The 21569-nt window shown below is 55.9% G+C and carries 17 protein-coding genes; 13 read left to right on the top strand and 4 right to left on the bottom strand.

Annotated elements, in window-relative coordinates:
- The gene (locus ABRP31_RS09085; RefSeq protein WP_349970634.1) at positions 1-861 is read left to right on the top strand and encodes a shikimate dehydrogenase; all 861 of its coding nucleotides are present in this window, start codon (positions 1-3) and stop codon (positions 859-861) included.
- 137 nt (positions 862-998) lie between these two features.
- On the opposite strand, the gene ABRP31_RS09080 is transcribed toward ABRP31_RS09085, so the two are convergent.
- Positions 999-1670: a TetR/AcrR family transcriptional regulator gene (locus ABRP31_RS09080; protein WP_087266330.1), complete on the bottom strand. Its 672-nt coding sequence runs from the start codon at positions 1668-1670 to the stop codon at positions 999-1001.
- 92 nt (positions 1671-1762) lie between these two features.
- Positions 1763-3670 (bottom strand): 3-dehydroshikimate dehydratase QuiC, encoded by a 1908-nt coding sequence (gene quiC, locus ABRP31_RS09075; RefSeq protein ID WP_087266332.1) that lies wholly within the window; start codon positions 3668-3670, stop codon positions 1763-1765.
- A gap of 592 nt (positions 3671-4262) precedes the next feature.
- Between quiC and ABRP31_RS09070 the strand changes: the two genes are divergently transcribed.
- From ABRP31_RS09070 to ABRP31_RS09050, 5 genes are all read left to right on the top strand, one after another.
- Positions 4263-5600, top strand: coding sequence for an MFS transporter (locus ABRP31_RS09070; protein ID WP_349970633.1), 1338 nt, complete (start codon positions 4263-4265; stop codon positions 5598-5600).
- Between the two features lie 209 nt (positions 5601-5809).
- Positions 5810-6601, top strand: a complete 792-nt coding sequence (locus ABRP31_RS09065; RefSeq protein WP_349970632.1) for a CPBP family intramembrane glutamic endopeptidase — start codon at positions 5810-5812, stop codon at positions 6599-6601.
- A 104-nt stretch (positions 6602-6705) separates the two neighbouring features.
- Positions 6706-8271 (top strand): PAS domain-containing methyl-accepting chemotaxis protein, encoded by a 1566-nt coding sequence (locus ABRP31_RS09060; RefSeq protein WP_349970631.1) that lies wholly within the window; start codon positions 6706-6708, stop codon positions 8269-8271.
- 324 nt (positions 8272-8595) lie between these two features.
- Positions 8596-9264, top strand: a complete 669-nt coding sequence (locus ABRP31_RS09055) for a hypothetical protein (RefSeq protein ID WP_349970630.1) — start codon at positions 8596-8598, stop codon at positions 9262-9264.
- Positions 9265-9541: 277 nt separating this feature from the next.
- The gene (locus ABRP31_RS09050) at positions 9542-10105 is read left to right on the top strand and encodes a hypothetical protein (RefSeq protein ID WP_349970629.1); all 564 of its coding nucleotides are present in this window, start codon (positions 9542-9544) and stop codon (positions 10103-10105) included.
- 108 nt (positions 10106-10213) lie between these two features.
- On the opposite strand, the gene ABRP31_RS09045 is transcribed toward ABRP31_RS09050, so the two are convergent.
- Entirely contained in the window at positions 10214-11863 is a 1650-nt protein-coding gene (locus tag ABRP31_RS09045; protein ID WP_349970628.1) for an autotransporter outer membrane beta-barrel domain-containing protein, read from the bottom strand.
- A gap of 967 nt (positions 11864-12830) precedes the next feature.
- On the opposite strand from ABRP31_RS09045, the gene ABRP31_RS09040 reads away from it, so the two are divergent.
- The 3 genes from ABRP31_RS09040 (at position 12831) to ABRP31_RS09030 (ending at position 17237) form a co-directional block, all read left to right on the top strand.
- A complete protein-coding gene (locus ABRP31_RS09040; protein WP_349970627.1) occupies positions 12831-14699 on the top strand; it encodes a hypothetical protein in 1869 nt (622 codons plus the stop codon).
- 61 nt (positions 14700-14760) lie between these two features.
- Positions 14761-16662 carry a hypothetical protein gene (locus ABRP31_RS09035; protein WP_349970626.1) on the top strand — a complete coding sequence of 634 codons (1902 nt, stop codon included), beginning with the start codon at positions 14761-14763 and terminating at the stop codon, positions 16660-16662.
- Between the two features lie 110 nt (positions 16663-16772).
- The gene (locus tag ABRP31_RS09030) at positions 16773-17237 is read left to right on the top strand and encodes a hypothetical protein (RefSeq protein WP_349970625.1); all 465 of its coding nucleotides are present in this window, start codon (positions 16773-16775) and stop codon (positions 17235-17237) included.
- On the opposite strand, the gene ABRP31_RS09025 is transcribed toward ABRP31_RS09030, so the two are convergent.
- Positions 17234-17932, bottom strand: coding sequence for an alpha/beta family hydrolase (locus ABRP31_RS09025; RefSeq protein ID WP_349970624.1), 699 nt, complete (start codon positions 17930-17932; stop codon positions 17234-17236). The genes ABRP31_RS09030 and ABRP31_RS09025 overlap by 4 nt on opposite strands.
- A gap of 88 nt (positions 17933-18020) precedes the next feature.
- Between ABRP31_RS09025 and ccoN the strand changes: the two genes are divergently transcribed.
- Genes ccoN through ccoP form a run of 4 tightly spaced genes read left to right on the top strand, consistent with a single transcriptional unit; the run spans position 18021 to position 21230 of the window.
- Positions 18021-19445 (top strand): cytochrome-c oxidase, cbb3-type subunit I, encoded by a 1425-nt coding sequence (gene ccoN / locus ABRP31_RS09020; protein WP_349970623.1) that lies wholly within the window; start codon positions 18021-18023, stop codon positions 19443-19445.
- A 22-nt stretch (positions 19446-19467) separates the two neighbouring features.
- Positions 19468-20076, top strand: a complete 609-nt coding sequence (ccoO, locus tag ABRP31_RS09015) for a cytochrome-c oxidase, cbb3-type subunit II (protein ID WP_087266410.1) — start codon at positions 19468-19470, stop codon at positions 20074-20076.
- Between the two features lie 3 nt (positions 20077-20079).
- Positions 20080-20283 (top strand): cbb3-type cytochrome c oxidase subunit 3, encoded by a 204-nt coding sequence (locus tag ABRP31_RS09010; protein WP_087266350.1) that lies wholly within the window; start codon positions 20080-20082, stop codon positions 20281-20283.
- Entirely contained in the window at positions 20280-21230 is a 951-nt protein-coding gene (ccoP, locus tag ABRP31_RS09005; RefSeq protein WP_087266352.1) for a cytochrome-c oxidase, cbb3-type subunit III, read from the top strand. Before ABRP31_RS09010 ends, ccoP begins: the two co-directional genes overlap by 4 nt.
- Positions 21231-21569 lie beyond the last annotated feature (339 nt).

Genomic DNA, 21569 nt, shown 5'->3' with positions numbered 1-21569 from the left:
ATGACTGTCATTCGTAAACCGTCCATTCTTGCCGGCCTCATTGGTTCGGGCATTCAAGCTTCGCGTACCCCGGCGCTGCATGAGCACGAAGGCGATGCCCAAGGCATGCGCTATTTGTACCGACTGCTCGACCTTGATGCACTCAAACTCGACATCACCGCCCTGCCAGACCTGCTCAACAGCGCCCAGCACATGGGCTATACCGGGCTGAACATCACCTTTCCCTGCAAACAGGCGGTTATCCCGCTACTGGATCAATTGTCACCCGAAGCCCGAGGCATAGGCGCGGTGAACACGGTGCTGTTCAAAGATGGTCAGCGGATCGGCCACAACACCGACTGCCTGGGTTTCGCCGAGGGTTTCCGTCGTGGCCTTGATGACGTAGCGCGCAAGCACGTGGTGCAGATGGGGGCTGGCGGCGCGGGCGCTGCGGTGGCGCATGCGTTGCTGGCCGAAGGCGTCGAGCAATTGAGTATCTTCGAAGTCGAGCCGGCAAGAGCTCAGGGCCTGGTAGATAACCTCAATAGCCACTTTGGTGCGAATCGGGCGGTGGTGGGTCGTGATTTACCCGCTGCAATGGCCGCTGCCGATGGACTGGTCAATACCACTCCGGTCGGCATGACCAAACTGCCTGGTACACCACTGCCACCGGAACTCTTGCACGAAGGCTTATGGGTCGCGGAAATCATCTATTTCCCGCTGGAAACCGAACTGCTCAAACACGCCCGCGCCCTGGGTTGCCGCACGCTGGACGGCGGCACGATGGCGGTGTTTCAGGCGGTGAAGGCCTTTGAACTGTTCAGCGGCCAGACTGCGGACGCGGGGCGCATGCAGGATCATTTTGCGAGCATGGGTGATTGAGGACGCAGATCAATAATTACCTGTAGGAGCTCACGAGCACTGCGAGGCAGCGATGGCGGAGTGTCAGGCAAACCGCAATCGCTGCCTCGCAGTGCTCGTGAGCTCCTACAGTAGAGGGGTCAGTGGACATTAAAAGCTTACGGCCGCAGGTAACGGCTCACCGAATCACACAGCATCGCCTTGTGCCGCTGTTTGATCTCGTCGTTGACCAATTCAATCTGGAAAATCTCGGAAAAGGTGTGGCGGTTCGAGATCCGGTAGAAACAGAACGAACTGATCATCAAATGCAGGTCGATGGCGTTCACGCCTTGGCGAAAAACGCCTTGAGCCTCACCCCGGCGCAAAATCTTGTCGAGAATACTGACAATGTTCTGGCTCAACTGGCGAATGGTCGGTGACTGTTTGACGTTCTCACCGTTGTGGATGTTCTCGATACAGACGATCCGCACAAAGTCGACGTTGCGGTCGTGGTGATCGAAGGTGAACTCCACCAGCCGCTCGATGGCCTGCATGGGTTCCAGCGCATCCAGATTGAGCCCGCTTTCAGTGCGGCGAATGTCGCCATAAAGCTTTTCCAGCACCTCGGCGTACAACTGCTCCTTGCTGTTGAAGTAGTAATAGATCATCCGTTTGGAGGTTTTTGTGCGCTCGGCGATGGCATCCACCCGCGCGCCGGATAACCCCTGGGCGACGAACTCGGCAATGGCTGCCTGGAGGATGTCATCCCGGGTTTTCTCCGGATTGTTCTTGCGCCCTGTCGCCGATGTTCGAACCGGGGCGATCACAGCACCTTCGTCAATAGTTGTCATTTCAGCGGCATACCACGGTCAGATCGGGGCGGTGCTATGTTTCTCATAGTCCGGGGCCGCCCTCGAGGCTCAAAATGACTGCGCTACATGGATCAGAGCCGGGCCTGACGAGCGGCACCGCTGCGTGTCTTGGCCATGGCTGCCAACCGTACTGCGACGTTGGCGGCGCCGTAACCCACATAGCCATTCTTGCGCTGCAGGATCTCGAAGAAGAAACGATCATCGAACGGCTCGGTGTACACGTGAAACAGCTCGCCACCTTGGGCATCGCGGTCGTAAAGCACGTTGTAATAAGCCAGTTCGCTGAGGAATTCGTCATCGAAATCGAAGCGCGCGGCCAGATCGTCGTAGTAATTGAGCGGGATGTCCAGCAGCTTCAAGCCAGCCTCTTTGGCGCGGCTGACTTCAGCGAAGATATCTTCGCAGGCAAAAGCGATGTGGTGGACGCCGGAGCCTCGATAACTGGACAGCGCGTGAGAAATTGCCGTGTTGCGATTTTCCGAGATATTCAGCGGCAAACGTACAGTGCTGCAACGGCTGCGCAACGCCCGGCTTTTGACCAAACCGTAAGGGTCGGGCAGCACCACTTCGTCATCGGCTTCGAAATCCAGCAGGCTTTTGTAGAACAGTACCCAGCTGTCCAGACTGTCCGCAGGCAGCGCCATGGCCATGTGGTCGATACGCTGCAAGCCGCCACCCGCTTGGGCGTTCGGGTTAACGACGAAGTCGATGTCGTAGATCGACTCACCCGGCACGGCAGGTTCGACCAGATAGATCAGGCTGCCATCCGGTGCACGTACCGACGGGACTTCCCGTTCGTTAGGCCCAACCAATCCACGGTACGGCTGGCCTTTAAAGGCCTGGGCACGTTCCAGCGCTGCCGAGCCGCTCTCGACTCGTAACGCTGTGGCACAGAGTGATGGACCGTGTGCCTCAAAAAAACTGTGAGCGAACGAATAAGGTTCGGCATTGAGCACGATCTTGATATCGCCCTGCCCCATCAGGCTGACGGCCTTGGAGCGGTGCTGGCCGAGCTTGGCGAAACCGAGATTACCCAGCCAGCCAGCAAGGCGCGCGCCCTGAGCGTCGTCCACTGCAAACTCGAGAAACTCGACGCCGTTGTAAGTGCTGGCGGGCGGCGGACTGAACAACAGATCTTTGGCCACAGGTTCATTCTGTGACTCCAGCAACAGCCGGGTTTTCTCTTCCAGGTACAACAGCGAACGCAAGCCATCAGCAGCATTGGCCCGAGGTGGCGCGGCGCGGAAACCATCATTGAAGATTTCCAGCGACAACGGCCCGGTATAGCCCGTTTTCAGAATCGGCGCGAGGAAGCCCGGCAGATCGAATTCACCCTGACCGGGGAAGCAACGGAAGTGGCGGCTCCACTCCATGACGTCCATGGCCAGAATCGGCGCATCGGCCATCTGCACGAAGAAGATCTTGTCGCCGGGGATCTGCGCAATTGCGCTCGGATCGCCCTTGAGGGACAAAGTGTGAAAGCTGTCGAGCAACACGCCCAAGGCGGGATGATCGACCTGTTTGACCAGATTCCAGACCTGTTGCCAGGTATTCACATGACGGCCCCAGGCGAGTGCTTCGTAGCCCACTCGTAACTGACGGGCACCGGCGCGCTCGGCCAGCATCGCCAGGTCATCGCGCAGAATGTTTTCGTCACCTAGCGAGTCGGCGGCGCTGTTGCTGCAGACCAGTACCAGGTCGGTACCCAGTTCCTGCATCAAATCAAACTTGCGCTCGGCGCGGTCAAGGTTGCGTGGCAAGCGGTCACGGCGGCAGCCTTCGAAGTCCCGGAAGGGCTGGAACAGAGTAATCGCAATGCCCAAATCGGCGCAGATCTGCCGCACATGGCGTGGGCTGCCATCGTAGTAAAGGAGGTCATTTTCGAAAATCTCGACACCGTCAAAGCCGGCAGCGGCGATGGCTTCGAGTTTTTCCGGCAGGGTTCCGCTCAAGGAAACGGTGGCAATCGAACGTTGCATGTTTGACTCCTGTGAGATCGCGACTTCTGCGAATCGCATGTCTGGTGCCACCCAATAGACCGCACGGCAGCGCAAGGATTGGGGGTGATTGAATTATTCTCCCGGCCAACGGCCATCGCAATTCATAATGTACCAGACAGTTAGTTTAATGTTCGATAATCGCCCCAAAGCAGATTTGTCTGATTGACGCTTTTGTCGGGCGTGCTCAACATCAGCAGCACATTGTCGAACAAGGCCAATCGCTCCAAGTTGATAACGCTCTTGCAAGCACACCATAACAATTTCAAAAACAGGGTCATGCACATGCCTTCATATACTGTTTCTCCCCGCCTCCGTCGCCGCCCTGTTGGCTACTCAGCCTTGGGTCGAGCACCGATCAATGCTCCTCTATCAGCCGTATTGGTAGAAACGCGTATCGGATCGGCTTCAGCCTGATTAAAATCCAGCGCCCACGTAATCGGCTCCTGCGGCGTAACCGCCGTTGTAGAGCACTGCGGCCTTTTGCCGGCCACGATTCGAGACGCTTTCACAGTTGGCTTTTATAGCCTGATTCAGGGCCACTTGCCTGAATCCTGGAACGGACGGCTTAACCATGATTCACACACACTCTGCTGCCAAGACGGCTAACGTCGCTCATCCGCATGCCAGCATGGGCGAGAAAATCCGCGGCGCCATGGCCGTCGGCAAGGTTCGCTGGGGCATGCTCGCGCTGGTATTTTTTGCGACCACGCTTAACTACATCGACCGCGCCGCCCTTGGCGTGATGCAACCCATTCTGGCCAAGGAAATGGGCTGGACGGCGATGGATTACGCCAATATCAACTTCTGGTTTCAGGTCGGTTACGCCGCAGGTTTCCTTTTGCAGGGCCGCTTCATTGACCGAGTCGGTGTGAAACGTGCGTTCTTCCTCGCCGTGCTGCTTTGGAGCGTCGCCACCGGCGCCCACGGTCTGGCGACTTCAGCCACAGGCTTCATGATCTGCCGATTCATTCTTGGCCTGACCGAAGCGGCCAACTACCCGGCATGCGTCAAGACCACCCGCTTGTGGTTCCCCGCAGGTGAGCGCGCCATTGCCACCGGCATATTCAACGCCGGGACCAACGTCGGCGCGATGCTCACCCCTGCGCTGCTGCCATTCATCCTGACCATCTGGGGCTGGCAAGCCGCGTTCGTCAGCATGGGCCTGCTCGGTCTGTTCTGGGTCGTGACCTGGCGTCTGAAGTACTACAACCCGGAAGATCACCCAAGCGTCAGCCAAACCGAACTGGATTACATCAACCAGAACCCTGAGCCTGAGCCGGTCAAAGTACCTTTCTCGCACATCCTCAAAATGCGCGGCACATGGGCGTTCGCCATTGCTTACTCGCTGACGGCTCCGGTGTTCTGGTTCTATCTGTACTGGTTGCCACCGTTTCTCAATCAGCAATACAACCTCGGTATCAGCGTGACCCAGATGGGCATCCCGTTGATTCTGATCTGGCTGACTGCTGACTTCGGCAGCATCGGTGGCGGCATTCTCTCGTCCTGGCTGATTGGCCGAGGCATGCGCGCCACCACGGCCCGCTTGCTGTCGATGCTGATATTTGCAATCACCATCTGCAGCGTGATATTTGCTGCCAATGCCAGCGGACTCTGGATCGCGGTACTGGCGATTTCCCTCGCGGTGGGTGCGCATCAGGCCTGGACTGCCAATATCTGGAGTCTGGTCATGGACTACACGCCCAAACACCTGATGAGTACTGTATTCGGCTTCGGCGGCATGTGCGCGGCGATTGGCGGGATGTTCATGACCCAGATCGTCGGTGCCGTACTGACCGCGACCAACAACAACTACAGCGTGTTGTTCACCATGATCCCGGCGATGTACTTCATTGCGCTGACCTGGATGTACTTCATGGCCCCGCGCAAGGTCGAATCAATCAAGGACTAAACCCCGCGCAATAAAAATCAGGCCGCTTGCTCACAAGCGGCCTTTTTTTTGCCTTGTGGAAACATCCGACAAAACTTTCCCTCAGACAAAACTTACAAAAGAGCTGGATATACACCTGCCTGATCAGGGAAGCTTGGCGCCCGCTGATGACACCGTCTTCGTATCAGTGGCCAGAAGCTATACCCGCGAACGGATTCCAGGAGCAATCAATGCCGGCGATACGCTGGACCAGCCTGACCTTACTGACCCTCGGTTACTGCATTGCCCTGAGCTTTGGCTACCTCAGCCTGCCTGCAGCAGTGACTTTCGGCCTGCTGGTCATGGCGGGTATCTGCGTAACGCAGTCCAGTCAACGAGTGGTGATTTGCTTCGGTCATGGGCTGTTTATAATCCTGGCGCTGGCGCTGGCCATCCACTGGCTTCCCGGCTTTTTTAGTGAGCGGGTCATCGCAGCTCAGCGCTTCTCGCCCGAAGCGGCTCCGTTTTCGATGTACTTCAATCTGGACAAACCGCTGACAGGCTTCTGGGTCTTATTGGTCTGCCCATGGTTGTTGCCAGCGATCCCTGCGCAGCAGGCATTGAAGACCGCAGTGCTGACCCTGCTCGGCACCAGTGCGGTGTGCATGACATTGGCGGTGCTGCTGGGCGTTACCGGCTGGTCTCCCAAGTGGCCGGCACAAAGTACGTTGTGGTTGCTGAACAACCTGCTGCTGGTCACCCTGACCGAAGAACTGTTCTTTCGTGTTTATCTGCAAGGTGGGCTGCAACGCCTGCTCCAGCGTCTGCCCTACGCCTCCGCGCTGGCGCTCTGTATAGCATCGTTGCTGTTCGGCCTGGCTCATCTGGGTGGCGGATGGCAATGGGCGCTGCTCGCGGGAATCGCCGGCATGGGCTACGGTCTTGCCTACCGCTTTGGCGGTTTGCAGGCAGCAGTGGCGACCCATTTCGGTTTGAATCTGGTGCACTTCAGCCTGTTCGCATACCCGATGTTTGATCGCTGAGTAAACGATTGGCGTCAATGACTAGCCAGTCATTTCGTAAATCAGCTCAACAATTGGGTATTTTTGTCGATAACGTCACAAAGCCCCAGCGGATCGGACAGCTCATGCGTAATAACCAGCCCATCACTCAACGCGAACGGACATTTCCTGCACAACAGCGTTTGATTTCCACTACAGACGCCCGTGGCGTGATCACTTACTGCAACGACGCCTTCGTCGAAATCAGTGGTTTCTCTCGGGAAGAACTGCTCAATGCGCCCCACAATACCGTTCGCCACCCCGACGTGCCGCCAGCGGTTTTCGAGCATATGTGGAGCACGCTCAAGCAAGGCCTGCCGTGGATGGGCATCGTCAAAAACCGCAGTAAAAATGGTGACCATTACTGGGTCAACGCCTACGTAACGCCGATGTTCGAAAACCAGAAAGTTGTAGGGTTCGAATCGGTGCGGGTCAAACCGACTGCGGAACAGATCAAACGCGCCGAAGCGCTGTATAGCCGCCTTAACAATGGCAAATCAGCGATTCCAAACCGCGACAAATGGCTGCCGGTGCTGCAGGACTGGCTGCCGTTCATTCTGGTCAGCCAGCTCAGTTTCCTGATCGGCGTATGGCTTAACACCAGTTGGGGCTTTGCTCTCGCTGCAGGTTTGTCGGTGCCTTTGGGCCTGCTGGGCCTGACCTGGCAACAGCGTGGCATCAAGCGCTTGCTGCGTCTGGCCGAACAGACCACTTCCGATCCGCTGATTGCCCAGATGTACACCGATAGCCGTGGCCCGCAGGCCCGCCTGGAAATGTCGATCCTTAGCCAGGAAGCGCGTTTGAAAACCTGCCTGACGCGCTTGCAGGATACTGCCGAGCAACTGACCGGGCAGGCGCGCCAGTCCAACAGCCTCGCTAACTCTAGCTCCAGCGGCCTGGAACGTCAGCGCGTCGAGACTGAACAAGTCGCCACCGCCATCAATCAGATGGCCAACACGACCCAGGAAGTCGCCAGCCACGTGCAGCGCACTGCTGACGCCACTCAGCAAGCCAACCAGTTGACTCGTCGCGGCCGCGATATCGCCGGGGAAACCCGCGAAGCCATTCAACGGCTGTCGAGGGCTGTTGGCGAAACCGGCCTGACGGTTACCCAACTGGCTCAAGACAGCAATGAAATCGGCGGCGTCGTCGATGTGATCAAGGGCATCGCCGACCAGACCAACCTGCTGGCGCTCAATGCCGCCATCGAAGCGGCGCGTGCCGGGGAAATGGGTCGCGGCTTCGCCGTGGTAGCTGATGAAGTTCGCCAACTGGCGCAGCGCACCACCGAATCCACCGGACAGATCCACAGCCTGATCGCCAAACTGCAGAGCACGGCCAACGCTGCCGTGCAAACCATGAACACCGGCCATCGTCAGGCGGAAGAAGGTGTCGCCAAGGTTCTGGAAGCTGACGAAGCCCTGATCGGCATCAGCGAAGCGGTCGCCAACATCACCGACATGACCACCCAGATCGCCGCCGCCACCGAGGAGCAAAGCTCGGTCGCCGAAGAGATTAGCCGCAACATCGCCACCATCGCAGACCTTGCCGACCAGACCTCCGATGAAGCACAACGCTCGGCCGCCCTGAGTGGCGAACTGACCGATACCGCCAACTCGCAGTACTCGCTGGTGGAACGTTTCAACCGTTGATTAATCTGCTTTATCGAAACCCCGGCAGGCGTGTTCTGGCGGGGTTTTTTATTGGCTATTGCAGCGTAAAGCGATGACTCCGGACTACAAAGTTAATGAAGTACTTTGTAGGCAACTTCTGAAAGTAAATAGATAAGGGGTATTGAGTAGGGTTTTGTGGTGCGCAGCGTTGACAGTCAGAACGGGTTCCGATTAGTTGATTTTTAGACCTCAACTTACATAGACATCTACTGCATAAGTAGAAATTATTAGGGATGGGCTCTGAACACCTAATCTATTTATGATTGCGCTGAATTGGAAGCGTGATCTGGAGTATCCAAAAAAATGAACACCATTTCAAAAAAAATCGGCTACTTTCCTGCGCCAAGCGTTCCATCAGCAGACCCTACTGATGGACTGATTCGGACAGCCGACCTGAACAATCTTATACGCGTCGAGTTCAAGGCATGGGAGGGTATCAGGCCGGGATATACAGCGCAGCTAATGATAGGAGATTCGTTCGCAGCGCGGACCTGGACCATGACACCAGACATCAGTGTCGGCGATACAATATCAATCGATATGGACCCAAATGTTCTGAATAAGGAGGGGGTATACAGCCTCTATTACATAACCGAAAACCCTAATAGCCTGATCAGAACCAATTCTAAAGCAACGTCTTTGATCGTGGACCTTACAGCTCCTGGCGCCTGCCTACTCGCGCCTGTAATAGTAGCCAATGTCAGCTTTGGCGAATACTTCAAAGCCCGAGTCCCAAGCTACGCAGGCATGGAACCTGGCGACGTGATCCAGACCGTCTGCAATGGGGCTCAAGGCCCTGCCTATCGTGTGCTGCCAAAAAACCTCACTACCAACCCCGTCGAAATTTCATTCTCCAAGGAATTTCTCGAAGGCTTGTTCAGCGATAGGATAAATATTACTTACCACGTAACGGACCGGGCAGGTAACCGCTCTATTCTGGCGCAGTCAGTTGAGCTGACAATGCAACATTAATAAAACACGCATCCCTCACTTGAATAGGAAAACAAAAATCCTGCACGCATTTGCGTGCGGGATTTTTATTACCAGTTCGCATGAAATTTCCACACCCAAGAACACACTTCACAAAACACAAACAATTGCCATTACTCCGAACGGTATTAGCTGTTATTCAGAATCGTCCGACTTGACCTTACAAACGCAACACACTCTAATACACCACGAATGCCATGGAGGCCCAGCCGCAAGCAGATAACCATTGAAACCCATCTGTCATTCAGGACGAAACAAGATGAACAAAGAGTTCACCGTTACAGCACCATTAAATCCAACGGTTATCGTAGACCCGTACAGTGTTCCCCCCTCTCTAACTGAATCGGGCCACCCCTTGAAATTAAAAATTGTACCCATCAACCCACCTCCTGAAGTTACGGACTCCACTGTGTCAATACAGCACCCCGAGCTGAATATTTCCCGGCATTTGAAAGCCCCCAAGCTGTCGCACGTCAAGCCTAATACCGTGACCTACGAACAGGCTCACGCCGGTGTCGATGTCAATATTCCCGGCTCGGACAAAATGCGCCTCGGCGATATTCTGATGTTCTATTGGGGCCAGAACAAATCCTCGACGCAGATTCACTTACGAACCATCACCAAGGACAGCACAGTACGCGTCCTGTGTGTCAGCTACGAACTCATCGCTCACCTGCAGTATGGTCTGGTGGACGTTTACTACGAGGTTCATCGCGATCAGTATCTGATTGGCACCTCTCCGGCAGTACGCGTCACGGTCAATCGCGAGCCGGCACCTCTCAAACAAAGAAAACAACGGGGCAGTCCGACAGATGCGGCCTGAGATGCCATAAAAATAAAACCCCCGACGATTGCTCGCCGGGGGTAATACAGGGACGTGACTCCGCTCCAGCAGAGTCAGGCCATATCAAGCACTCTCAAACACTGCCGATCAAAACGCGAAATTCAAACCCACATTCGCGCCCCATGGCTGATCGACCCGCTTGCCGTTCATGTAATCGAAATCGGCATGCAATTGCAGACGCTCAGCAAAGGACACCGAAATCCCCGCCCCCACTTCCGCCCGGGAGCCGGACAACTCGTTGTCGAAACGCGTGGAGTTGACCTTGACCTCGTTATCTCGGGAAAACTCCTGAGCAGCCGCCAACCGCAGGTAAGGTCGAACCACACCGCCATCCTTGAGGGGGATGCTGCGCCCTGCCGATGCCCCGACCTTGGCCTGTACCGATTGAGTCTGGTTATTGCGAGCCTGCATACCGTTATCCAGCGCATAGCTGTCACCTTTAACCCACACGCTGGAAAACTGCGCATAGGGTTCAATGAAATAACCCTCGGCAAAGCGAATGTTTCTGCCGAACTCCAGCGAGCCTCCGAGACCGGTGCTCTGGTAATTACCCTTGGCCTTGGCGCCATCACTCATCGCCACTTTGGATTCGTTGCGGAACCGGTTGAGCTTGAGCACAGCGTCCAGGTAATAGCCGTCGTCCAGCAACCAGGTACCGTAACCGCCGACATAGTAACTGCCGATCTTGCCACTGGTACCCTGCCCAATCGACAGATCGTTTTTGCTGTACCCGGCCATCAAGCCCAATGACAACTGCCCGATGCTCACTGGCAGCGGAACGTCAGCCCCCAAGGTCAGGCCACTCTGATTGTTTCGATACTCAACCCCGTCGCCCGTGCTGGTGTTAAATCGGCTGCCATAAGCGCGCATCCAGCCGCCACCCTGCTCATGGCCGCGCACCTCGCCCATGCGATTACGCAAGGTGCTCAACTCACTGTTCCAGATGTTCGGTGCCGCATTGAACAGCGCCAGTACACTTTGAGTTGACGGGCTGATGCCCCGGCCCGAGCCAACGATAAACCAGTCATCGCCTTGCTGCTCCAGTTCATAGGAGTACACCCCCAGATCCGCGCGTCCGCCCACAAGACTGAATTGGGCATCGCCACCCTCGGTGTCCACCAGCAGCAATCGCTGCATGTCGGGGTCGACCACCTCAACGCCGGTGTTTTTCAGGTGCAGGCCATGACTACCGGTAGCCAGCCCCTCAACACGCAATAAATCGCCCTGGAGGTCATCCGGATTGACCCGCATGTCAAAGTTCCCGCGACCCGAAAGCTCACCCAGGGTAAGCGTCTTGAACGCCCCCTCACCAAAACTCACACGCCCGCCCCTTATCGCTAGTGACTTTACCTGATTGCTATCGGCCAGCGTCCAGCTCGCCCCGGAGATGATCTCCAGCTTATCGCTGTTGATGATATTGCCGGTCAGTTGGGCGTTGCGTTGCAGGGTGATATTCAGGGTGCTGGTATTTTCAGCAACGAGGTTGCCGTTGAGGACGCTGTTGTCGACGACTAAATTCACGGTGCTCAGATTATCGGCTTCCAACAAGTTGCCATTACCGGACAGCAGCGTGGATTTATTCTGAATGGTGATATCGGCAATCGCGCCCTCACTCCCTACCTCCCCGGGGCCAACACTAATGGCCGGGCCCTCGACACCCTCCACAACAGAACCGTCAATGACTACTGTGCTTAGGGGTTGAAATGGAGTGGCTGAGGGGTCTAGAGCAAGTGCCACATTTATTCCGGTGTACTGACCGCGCACATGACTATTTTCGGACACCAGCAAGGTTGCCCCCACGACATCGATACCGAGGCCTCTGTTCTCCACCGATTTAGTACCGTAGACACGGCTGTCAGCAATTTTTAAAGAGCTGTTTGCGCCTAAACTTATCCCCTGACCTAGCCCTGAAAACTTACTGGAACGCAAGGTAGCCTCAGTACCGCGACCCCCAAAAGTTAATGCATACCCTGTTTCATTACGAACAACTGATCGTTCAATGGTCACCTCACTGAGGTGAGCTGCAATTCCTGCATTCACCACCCCACCATTGACGTTGATGGCTGAATTCTTAACGACAACAGCATCAATCACGCCACCGTTAATAACGTTGAGAACGCCACCTCGAGTGACGTGATAAGAATCTACCGGGGTAGAAGCATCCACCGTCTTAACCACACCGTCGACCGGTATTGTTTTTATCAATTCAGGCCCGATAAAAACCCCCTGCGAATTAGTAGTTATATGTTGCTCATGGGACGGAGTTAACTGAGCCGCCCACACTCCCGTAACGGGCGTAATCCCAGTAAACAAAATCACGGCAACACGCCCTAAACGTGCTTGCCCAAAGCGTATTTCGTACAACACAAGTTCGCCTCCCGATTAACAGAAGACGCATTCTTCTCGACTTAATCATGAGATTAACGTCCAGCACCAGCAGATAATAGTAGGAAAACTCCTAGAACAATGAGCTTATTTCCTACATACATCGGGATTTTGTAGGAAATTTCGGAAAATCCAGGAAAGGTAAGAATTATCTACCGCCTTCGGTTGACGCCCCGCTAAAAAAACGATTACTTCCGCTGTAACTTGAAATCAAGCGACGACGCTAACGTCGCAATAAAGCTTCCAAGTTATTACATCAGGAGCGCACCGTCTAACGGAGCTCCATCATCTTTAAATAATATTTACAAGAGCATTAAAAATGAAAGCCACACAGAGAAAACCGCTCATCATCCCGCAGCGTCGAAAAACAAAACAGGAAACGGTTGTTCACGAGAAGCCAGACGTGCCCGTCGCCTTTCATGACGAGGACACTCCAGGCTTACTGCCGATCTCCGAACTGGAAAATCCCGTAACCGTTACACTGAAAGTCTGGCCGGGTGGCCGCCCTGGGTATACCTATCAGCTAGTTTGGGACTCCGCGCCTTACGGCGAAGAAGTGCCAATTGAAGATGAGCAACCGGGCGACCTTCTCACACTACAAATCCCAGTCAGCCTGTTGGATGAAGGTGTCCACATGCTGCAATACAGAACTTACAACCCGTTGAGTCAGATAGCAAACCGCTCATTCCCCTACATGGTGGTTATTGATAAAACCCCACCGGGCTCCCCGGAGTTGAGCCAGATTCAATTTCCTCCGGAAGTGCAGAACGGCCTAACCGCTGCCGAACTCGCACAACTGGGAGGCAGGCTGGAGGCGCATATTGCCGGCTACACCGGCATGGCTAAACACGACCGTATCCAGACAATGTGGGGTGACACCCCAGGACCGAGCGTAGATGTCGATGAGGATGACATGGGACTCAATCGAGTTTCTGTGACATTCACCAAGAGTTTTCTGGAAAGTCTGGGTGAACAGGAGCAGCTTGTCACCTACCGTGTGCGTGACCGGGCCGGGAACATGTCAATCGAATCCAATCCGGTTCCCGTTGTCTTGAGACTACAGGAAATTCCATCGGACTATCCCGCCCCAATCATTGACCCAACGCTGGGTAATCTGATTGACCACGCGGAGGCACTGGTTGGAGTGAAGGTCGATATTCCTCAATACGACAATGCCAGCGCGCTGGATCAGATTCGGCTTTTCTGGGGAGAGAGCAACCCTATGCTCCCCGTGTCATTACCGCCAGGCAATGAAGACGAAGATATTGTTCTTTCTCTGCGCGTGCCATTTGAAACCATTAACGCGCTACCTCCTGGTGAGGTGAAGGTCTCTTATGAGGTATCCCGACAAAATGAAGTCGTCGGCACCTCGCTTATAAGCACTGTTGATGTGTTCCTGACACTGCCTGTGACGAGTCCTCTGACAGCCCTGACGGTACAAGGAACCAGTATTGAGAATCCAAATACCACCGACAACTTTATTGACGAGGATGACTACGAACTTAACGGTCGTGGCATCGTGACCTGGAACAGCGACTTTCAGGTAAGCGACGATTTGAATCTTTACTGGGGCGATCAACAAAAACGTCAGTGGTATCAAATTAAAGCTACCGACGTGAGTGCGGAGAAGGATCTGGTGATCCCTATTGACAATGGAATTCTTAAACTTCAAGGCACGGGCGCTGAAATACCAGTGTATTTCACCTTGGTACGAACCGGTAACCCAAATCCTGCGAAAGCTCCGCCGCAGACGGTAGTTGTCCGATCCAGAGAAGAACTACCGGGTGGGCCAGACGGACTAGAGGGGCCACCATTCAAACTCAATTCTGGAGGCTATATTGCCCCCGTCTTGAACCCCAATGGCGCTGATCTGACAATAATGCCTTATATGAATATTGCCAAGGATCAGAAAGTCACATTGACATTCAAAGGATTTGATGACGACAACAATCCAATTGAAGCATCGAATTACACGGCCGCACGGGAGCTGGATGAGTTTGACATTATTGAAGGTTACACATTCACCGTTCCCTACAGAAACTTGAGAATGATCTGCACGGGCTTTGCAGAAGCCAGTATAAAAGTAGAACCACCGCCAGGCAGCAATCAAAGTGCAGTGAACTCCACTGTGACGCGCGCACCTGTTCACATGCTCGACTCAGCCGAGCTGACTTGCACGTTTCGATAAAATATAAACGCTGCGGGCCTAATGGTCCGTAGCATCTGGCAGATACGACAAGGAAAAAGTCATGCTTAATCAAAAAGATATTCCCTCACCAGAACTTGATGCGCCGTCTGTACCTAGCGCACTTAATAATGGGATCATCCCTATCGAGCATCTGACCAAACCGCTATTGGTAGAGTTATATGTATGGACTGCAGCGCGCCCTCAGTTTACTTATCAACTTCTGTTTGATGACATGCTCATCGGCCCGGAAAAATTAATCCGTGATGAGCAGCCGGGGGAGCTCTTGACGCTTGAAATCCCCGCTGCACTATTGAGTGAAGGTCTACATAACGTCGGTTACAGAACCAAAAATCCATTTAGCGAACTCACTGACGATTCGTTCACAACCCTGATTGAAATCGACCGCACCGCCCCCGGCAATCCCCTCCTCGCCCCCATCATCTTCCCGGTCGCAATCCAGAACGGCCTGACTTCAGCCGAACTGGAGGCCTTGGGAAACAAATTGCCCGGAAAGATCGCAAGCTATGGCGACATGAAAGAGGGTGATGTGATCCGCACTTACTGGGGCACTGTCGAAGGGCCTGTGGCAATCGTCGGCCGGGATGACATGGGCCTGCAGCGGGTCATGGTGGATTTCTCTCGGGAGTTTCTGGAGAACATTGGTGATATCGAAGCACCGGTCTTCTATAGCGTGACCGATCTGGCGGGCAATCTTTCGGCGAATGCCCAGGCGGTAAAGGTCAAGCTGCAACTTCGGGTATTGCCTGAGCTGCCGTTGCCGGTGGTGAAGGAAGCCAATGGCGATACGCTTGATCCGGTGAACGCAACGCAGGGCGCGACGGTTGTCGTAAGTACCTTTGCGCAGCTGGCGCGCGGTGATCGGGTTGAAGTGCAGTGGCGCGGCCCCAACGCAAGCGATAGCAAGGAAAAGACGATTACCGATGCCGACGCAGGCAAGGACCTGGAGATGCTGTTCTCGGCCACCTTGGTCGAGGCAAATAAAGGGCAGACAGTGTCGATCTCTTATGATGTTCTGCGCGCCAACGGCAGTGCACAGACTTCGGGAACCTTATTGCTGAAAATCCAGGGAGCCCCCACCCGCCTCCCCGCCCCAACCATGGACACAGTCGGCCCTGACGGCCTGCTCACCCCTTCGCATATCCCCGAGTCCGGTGCCACGGTGCGAGTGAGTTACGCAGATATGAGCAGCGGCGACAGTGTGGTGGCCACCTGGGAAGGCGCAACCCGCTACGACACACCTGCGCAGGTGATCGGAGGCAATGCACAGTTGCAGTTCAGCATTCCCAAAGCCTTTATTACCCAGAGTATCGGCAGCTCGGCGAGCGTGACCTATACCGTGACGCGGGCCGGGACGGCGGTGGTTTCAGCGCCGCTATGGCTACGGGTTCAACAGGGCATGAACTTCGACACGTCGCCTGTAAGCCTGAGCGGCAAGATTTATCTGATTCCGGGCAGCCCGGATGTGTTGCCGACTTTCCCGGCGGGTACCACGGTGCGGCGCATTGCCAGCGGCGGGCAGGCACCTTATGTCTACCGCTCCAGTGATGCCTTGATCGCTCATGTGGATGAGAACGGGCTGACTTCGGTACGTGGCAACGGCACTGCAAGCATTTCGGTGACCGATGCACTCGGCGAAACCAAAAGCTACCCGGTTACGGTCAGTGGCGTCATTCAATGCATGGGACTGGGCTCTGGCAAATATGCACAGATGACTGCGGCGGCTGCGGGTAAGGGCGCGCGCATCCCGTCGGTTGACGAGCTGAACCAGATCTTCAACACCTACGGCAATCGCTGGCCTATGGGTAATGCGCTGTACTGGTCGTCCACGGTGGCGGCGCAGAATCTGGTCGGCATGAAGTGGTACCTGATCAAAAACCTGGTAACTGGCGCGAATTTTAAGGTGCTTGAGCACAGCATCAGCCTGGGCGTGTGCATTCGCTGATACGCGACGCCGACTAGCACGCTCACAGATCAACGCATTCTCAGGGCATCGCACGCCGTGCGATGCCCTTCATCCCCACCCCGCATAGCTGCTCAGCAAGGAGCACGTCCATGAGCGCTTCCGCAATGTCTCGTAAACCGCGGATTAACCCGCCGACCTGCGTGGGCAATTTTCAGGCCCTGATCAATCAACAACCTTTGACGGTGTCATCCCTGCTGGCCTGTCTGACCTTGCGCCCCGAGCTGTCGGCGGTGCCCCGGCAATGGATCTGGAAGGTGATCGCCGCTGGCAGGGTCGGACGCAAGCAAGCCAGTATTGGTCTGTTTTTTGATCTGGACCTTCCTCTGGGCACCCATGATCTGCTCGCCAGTGAGCAGATCAAGGTGGTCTACAACCAGGCCCCGAACAGCCAGAACATCATTTATCACTCGGGGCATATCCAGGCCGGACACCTGACTCTGCTTGAAGTCGATGTCAGCACTAAATGCCTTAAAGGAAAGTTCGGCTTCAGCATCTCGGCGGTCGATTTCGCCGTGACTGACGGTGAATTCGATCTGCACTGCCAACCGGCTTAACTCAACAGCTCGACGATACGACTCGCGGTGTTGGCCAGACACTCGTCATAGCTGATACCTGCCGACTTCAGGGGTTTGAGGTCATGGTTGGCGGCCGGAATCCACAGCATGTCGATTGCGGGGGACAGCGTGTAACCCTCGACGGCCTCCTTATTACCCAGCGCATCGCGCTCGCCCTGCACGATCAACGTCCGCGCGTGCAAATCAGCGAGGTGCGCAACCCGGGGCTTTTCGGGTTTGCCTGCCGCATAGAACGGATAACCCAGACACACCAATGCGTCCACTTGCAGTTCATCGGCAATCAGGCTGGCCATACGTCCGCCCATGGACTTGCCGCCAATGGCCAGACTTCCCGTGACATGAGGTCGCACAGCGGCATACACCTGACGCCAGCAGTCCAATAGTTGCGCCTGCGGATTAGGCGGTCGACGACGTCCGTCGACCCGGCGCTGCGCCATGTAGGGAAACTCGAAGCGCAACACGTTGACGCCTTTGGCAGCAAGGCGCGCCGCCATATCGCTCATGAAGTCGCTGTCCATCGGCGCACCCGCCCCATGCGCCAGGATCAATGTCGCCGCAGCGCCGTGGTGCTTGCCCTGCTGCTCTTTAAGCGCCGGATTCCATAACCAGCCGTGTTCTTTTGCCAGTTGCGCGCATTGATCTTCGTCAATACAGGCATTTTGCCCAGTGCTCATGCTTGCCTCGCTTTTGATGAGTCTGCCAATAACCAGAGCTAAACCTGCGCGTAGCGCCCCGACCTAGCTGGATGGGAATTACAACTAAATGAACACTACTAACAGTACCGCCTACAACTATCAGGTGGTCCGCCAGTTCGTCATTATGACGGTGATCTGGGGGATTGTCGGGATGGGCCTCGGCGTCTTTCTTGCCGCCCAACTGGTCTGGCCTGAACTCAACTTCGATCTTCCCTGGACGAGCTTTGGTCGCTTGCGCCCGCTGCACACCAATGCGGTGATTTTCGCCTTCGGCGGCTGCGCGCTGTTTGCCAGCTCTTATTACTCGGTTCAGCGTACCTGTCAGACTCAACTATTCCTGCCAAAACTGGCGGCGTTCACCTTCTGGGGCTGGCAACTGGTGATTCTGCTGGCGGCAATTACCTTGCCGCTGGGTTACACCAGTTCCAAAGAGTACGCCGAGCTGGAATGGCCCATCGACATTCTGATCACTATTGTCTGGGTGGCCTACGCCATCGTGTTCTTTGGCACCGTGGCCAAACGCAACACCAAGCATATCTATGTCGGCAACTGGTTCTTCGGCGCATTCATCCTCACCGTTGCCGTGCTGCACATCGTCAATAACCTGGAACTGCCGGTCAGCCTGACCAAGTCCTACTCGCTGTATTCCGGCGCAACCGATGCCATGGTGCAGTGGTGGTACGGCCACAACGCGGTGGGTTTCTTCCTGACGGCAGGCTTTCTGGGAATGATGTACTACTTCGTGCCGAAACAGGCCGAACGTCCGGTGTATTCCTATCGTCTGTCCATCGTGCACTTCTGGGCACTGATCACCCTGTACATCTGGGCCGGGCCACACCATTTGCACTACACCGCGCTGCCGGACTGGGCGCAATCGCTGGGCATGGTTATGTCTCTGATTCTGCTCGCGCCAAGCTGGGGCGGCATGATCAACGGCATGATGACCCTTTCAGGCGCCTGGCATAAGTTGCGTAGCGACCCGGTGCTGCGCTTTCTGGTGGTATCGCTGGCGTTCTACGGCATGTCGACCTTTGAAGGTCCGATGATGGCGATCAAGACCGTCAATGCTCTCTCCCACTACACCGACTGGACCATCGGCCACGTTCACGCCGGTGCTCTGGGCTGGGTGGCAATGATCTCCATCGGTGCGCTGTACCACATGATCCCGAAAGTCTTCGGCCGCCCGCAGATGCACAGCATCGGCCTGATCAATGCGCACTTCTGGCTCGCCACGATTGGCACCGTGCTCTACATCGCCTCGATGTGGGTCAACGGCATTACTCAAGGCCTGATGTGGCGGGCAATCAACGAAGACGGCACCTTGACCTACTCCTTCGTCGAAGCACTGGTGGCCAGCCATCCCGGATTCATCGTGCGCCTGGCAGGCGGCGCGATCTTCCTGCTGGGCATGTTGCTGATGGCCTACAACACTTGGCGCACCGTCCGGGCCTCCAACCCCGTCGAAGCTGCCGCCGCCGCGCAGATGGCCTGAGGAACTTGCTATGAAACACGCCATGACACATGAAACGATCGAGAAAAACGTCGGCCTGTTGATGATCCTGATGGTACTCGCCGTCAGCATCGGCGGGCTGACCCAGATCGTCCCGCTGTTCTTTCAGGACGTGACCAACAAGCCGGTTGAGGGCATGAAACCCTACACCGCGCTGCAACTGGAAGGTCGCGACATTTATATCCGCGAAGGATGCGTGGGTTGCCACTCGCAGATGATCCGCCCGTTCCGCGCTGAAACAGAACGCTACGGCCACTATTCGGTGGCGGGCGAAAGCGTCTGGGATCACCCGTTCCTCTGGGGCTCCAAGCGCACCGGACCGGACCTCGCCCGGGTTGGAGCACGCTACTCGGATGACTGGCATCGCGCGCACTTGTACAACCCGCGCAACGTCGTGCCGGAATCAAAAATGCCGGCCTATCCATGGCTGGTCACCCAGAAAGTCGACAGCAGCCACACCGAAGCCAAGATCAAGGCGATGCGTACATTGGGCGTGCCTTACACCGATGACGATGTCAGCGGCGCAGTTGCTTCCCTCAAAGGCAAGACCGAGATGGACGCTCTGGTTTCCTATCTGCAAGTGCTCGGCACTGCCATTAAGAGCAAGAGGTGAGCCATGGATATTCAGGATCTACGCGGCCTCGGAACGCTGATAGTTGCCATCGCATTCATCGGCCTGTCGCTTTGGGTGTTCAGCAGTAAACGCAACGCCGAATTCGACGAAGCCCGCCTGGCACCCTTTGCTGACGAGCCATTGCCGCCACCTGTTATCGAACAACTTTCAAAAGATCAGCCTGTCGCCCGGAGTAACCAGCCATGACCACCTTCTGGAGCACCTATATTTGCGTGCTGACCATTGGCAGCCTGATCGGCCTGACCTGGCTATTGATCGGCACCCGCAGGGGTGAAACCAAGGGCAGTACCGACCAGACCATGGGCCACAGCTTCGATGGCATCGAGGAGTATGACAATCCGCTGCCCAAGTGGTGGTTCATGCTGTTCGCGGGCACGCTGGTGTTCGCGGTGGGTTACCTGATCCTGTATCCGGGACTGGGCAACTGGAAAGGCATCGCGCCCGGCTATGAAAACGGCTGGACCGGCGTCAACGAGTGGCAGAAGGAAATGGACAAGGCTGACGCGCGATTCGGACCAATCTTCGCCAAATTCGCAGCCATGCCGGTGGAAGAAGTCGCCAAAGATCCGCAAGCGCTGCAAATGGGTGGCCGCCTGTTTGCCTCCAATTGCTCGGTTTGCCATGGCTCGGACGCCAAAGGTGCTTACGGCTTCCCTAACCTCACCGACAACGATTGGCGCTGGGGAGGCAATGCCGAAACCATCAAAGCCACCATCATGGCGGGTCGGGTCGCAGCGATGCCGGCATGGGGCACGATCATCGGCGAAGACGGCGTGAAAAACGTCGCAGCCTATGTGCGTCACTCACTGGCGGGGCTGCCGCTACCCGCTGACGACAAGGCAGATCTGGCTGCCGGACAGCAAGTGTTCAGCTCCACCTGTGTAGCCTGTCATGGCGCAACGGGTAAAGGCACCGCAGCAATGGGCGCTCCAAACCTCACACAGCCGGGCGGTTTCATCTACGGCACTGGCCTGGCTCAGTTGCAGCAGACCATTCGTCTTGGTCGCCAAGGTCATATGCCTGCTCAGGCCGATTTATTGGGCAATGACAAAGTACAGCTGCTGGCCGCTTATGTTTACAGCCTGTCGAAGGGTCCTGATCAACTCGTCGACAAGAGTAAAGCGGCGCAGTAGCAAAAAGAGCAGCACTGTGGACCCCTTCAACGCCGCACCCTGCAACAGGGTGCGGTGGTCCCTTTTATTTGCTGCCCCCCTGTCACAACGCCATCTCAGCCTTCGGCAGCTCCTGCAAACTCTGTGATTGCGGTCAGTCAGGAGCACCATCCTTTCCTCCCCAGCCTTTCGGGACTAAGCTTGCTCGTTAGTGGACTGGCGATGGCTGGCCACAGGCCCAGTGAAAGGAACGTGTCCGACATTCGTGCTCCGCAGACGCTCAATAACCTGATGAACCAGGGTTGTTCATCTACTGCCAGGCATGCTGCAAATGTCCGCCACTCACGCCGTCGACTTCAC

Source organism: Pseudomonas caspiana (assembly GCF_040224095.2).
Lineage (GTDB): Bacteria > Pseudomonadota > Gammaproteobacteria > Pseudomonadales > Pseudomonadaceae > Aquipseudomonas > Aquipseudomonas caspiana.
This window is presented reverse-complemented; position numbering and strand designations above follow the sequence as displayed.

Bases quoted from the DNA above. Each gene is read 5' to 3' on its own strand.
- ABRP31_RS09085 (WP_349970634.1), top strand. From the start codon at position 1: ATGACTGTCATTCGTAAACCGTCCATTCTTGCCGGCCTCATTGGTTCG.
- ABRP31_RS09080 (WP_087266330.1), bottom strand. From the start codon at position 1,670: ATGACAACTATTGACGAAGGTGCTGTGATCGCCCCGGTTCGAACATCG.
- quiC (WP_087266332.1), bottom strand. From the start codon at position 3,670: ATGCAACGTTCGATTGCCACCGTTTCCTTGAGCGGAACCCTGCCGGAA.
- ABRP31_RS09070 (WP_349970633.1), top strand. From the start codon at position 4,263: ATGATTCACACACACTCTGCTGCCAAGACGGCTAACGTCGCTCATCCG.
- ABRP31_RS09065 (WP_349970632.1), top strand. From the start codon at position 5,810: ATGCCGGCGATACGCTGGACCAGCCTGACCTTACTGACCCTCGGTTAC.
- ABRP31_RS09060 (WP_349970631.1), top strand. From the start codon at position 6,706: ATGCGTAATAACCAGCCCATCACTCAACGCGAACGGACATTTCCTGCA.
- ABRP31_RS09055 (WP_349970630.1), top strand. From the start codon at position 8,596: ATGAACACCATTTCAAAAAAAATCGGCTACTTTCCTGCGCCAAGCGTT.
- ABRP31_RS09050 (WP_349970629.1), top strand. From the start codon at position 9,542: ATGAACAAAGAGTTCACCGTTACAGCACCATTAAATCCAACGGTTATC.
- ABRP31_RS09040 (WP_349970627.1), top strand. From the start codon at position 12,831: ATGAAAGCCACACAGAGAAAACCGCTCATCATCCCGCAGCGTCGAAAA.
- ABRP31_RS09035 (WP_349970626.1), top strand. From the start codon at position 14,761: ATGCTTAATCAAAAAGATATTCCCTCACCAGAACTTGATGCGCCGTCT.
- ABRP31_RS09030 (WP_349970625.1), top strand. From the start codon at position 16,773: ATGAGCGCTTCCGCAATGTCTCGTAAACCGCGGATTAACCCGCCGACC.
- ABRP31_RS09025 (WP_349970624.1), bottom strand. From the start codon at position 17,932: ATGAGCACTGGGCAAAATGCCTGTATTGACGAAGATCAATGCGCGCAA.
- ccoN (WP_349970623.1), top strand. From the start codon at position 18,021: ATGAACACTACTAACAGTACCGCCTACAACTATCAGGTGGTCCGCCAG.
- ccoO (WP_087266410.1), top strand. From the start codon at position 19,468: ATGACACATGAAACGATCGAGAAAAACGTCGGCCTGTTGATGATCCTG.
- ABRP31_RS09010 (WP_087266350.1), top strand. From the start codon at position 20,080: ATGGATATTCAGGATCTACGCGGCCTCGGAACGCTGATAGTTGCCATC.
- ccoP (WP_087266352.1), top strand. From the start codon at position 20,280: ATGACCACCTTCTGGAGCACCTATATTTGCGTGCTGACCATTGGCAGC.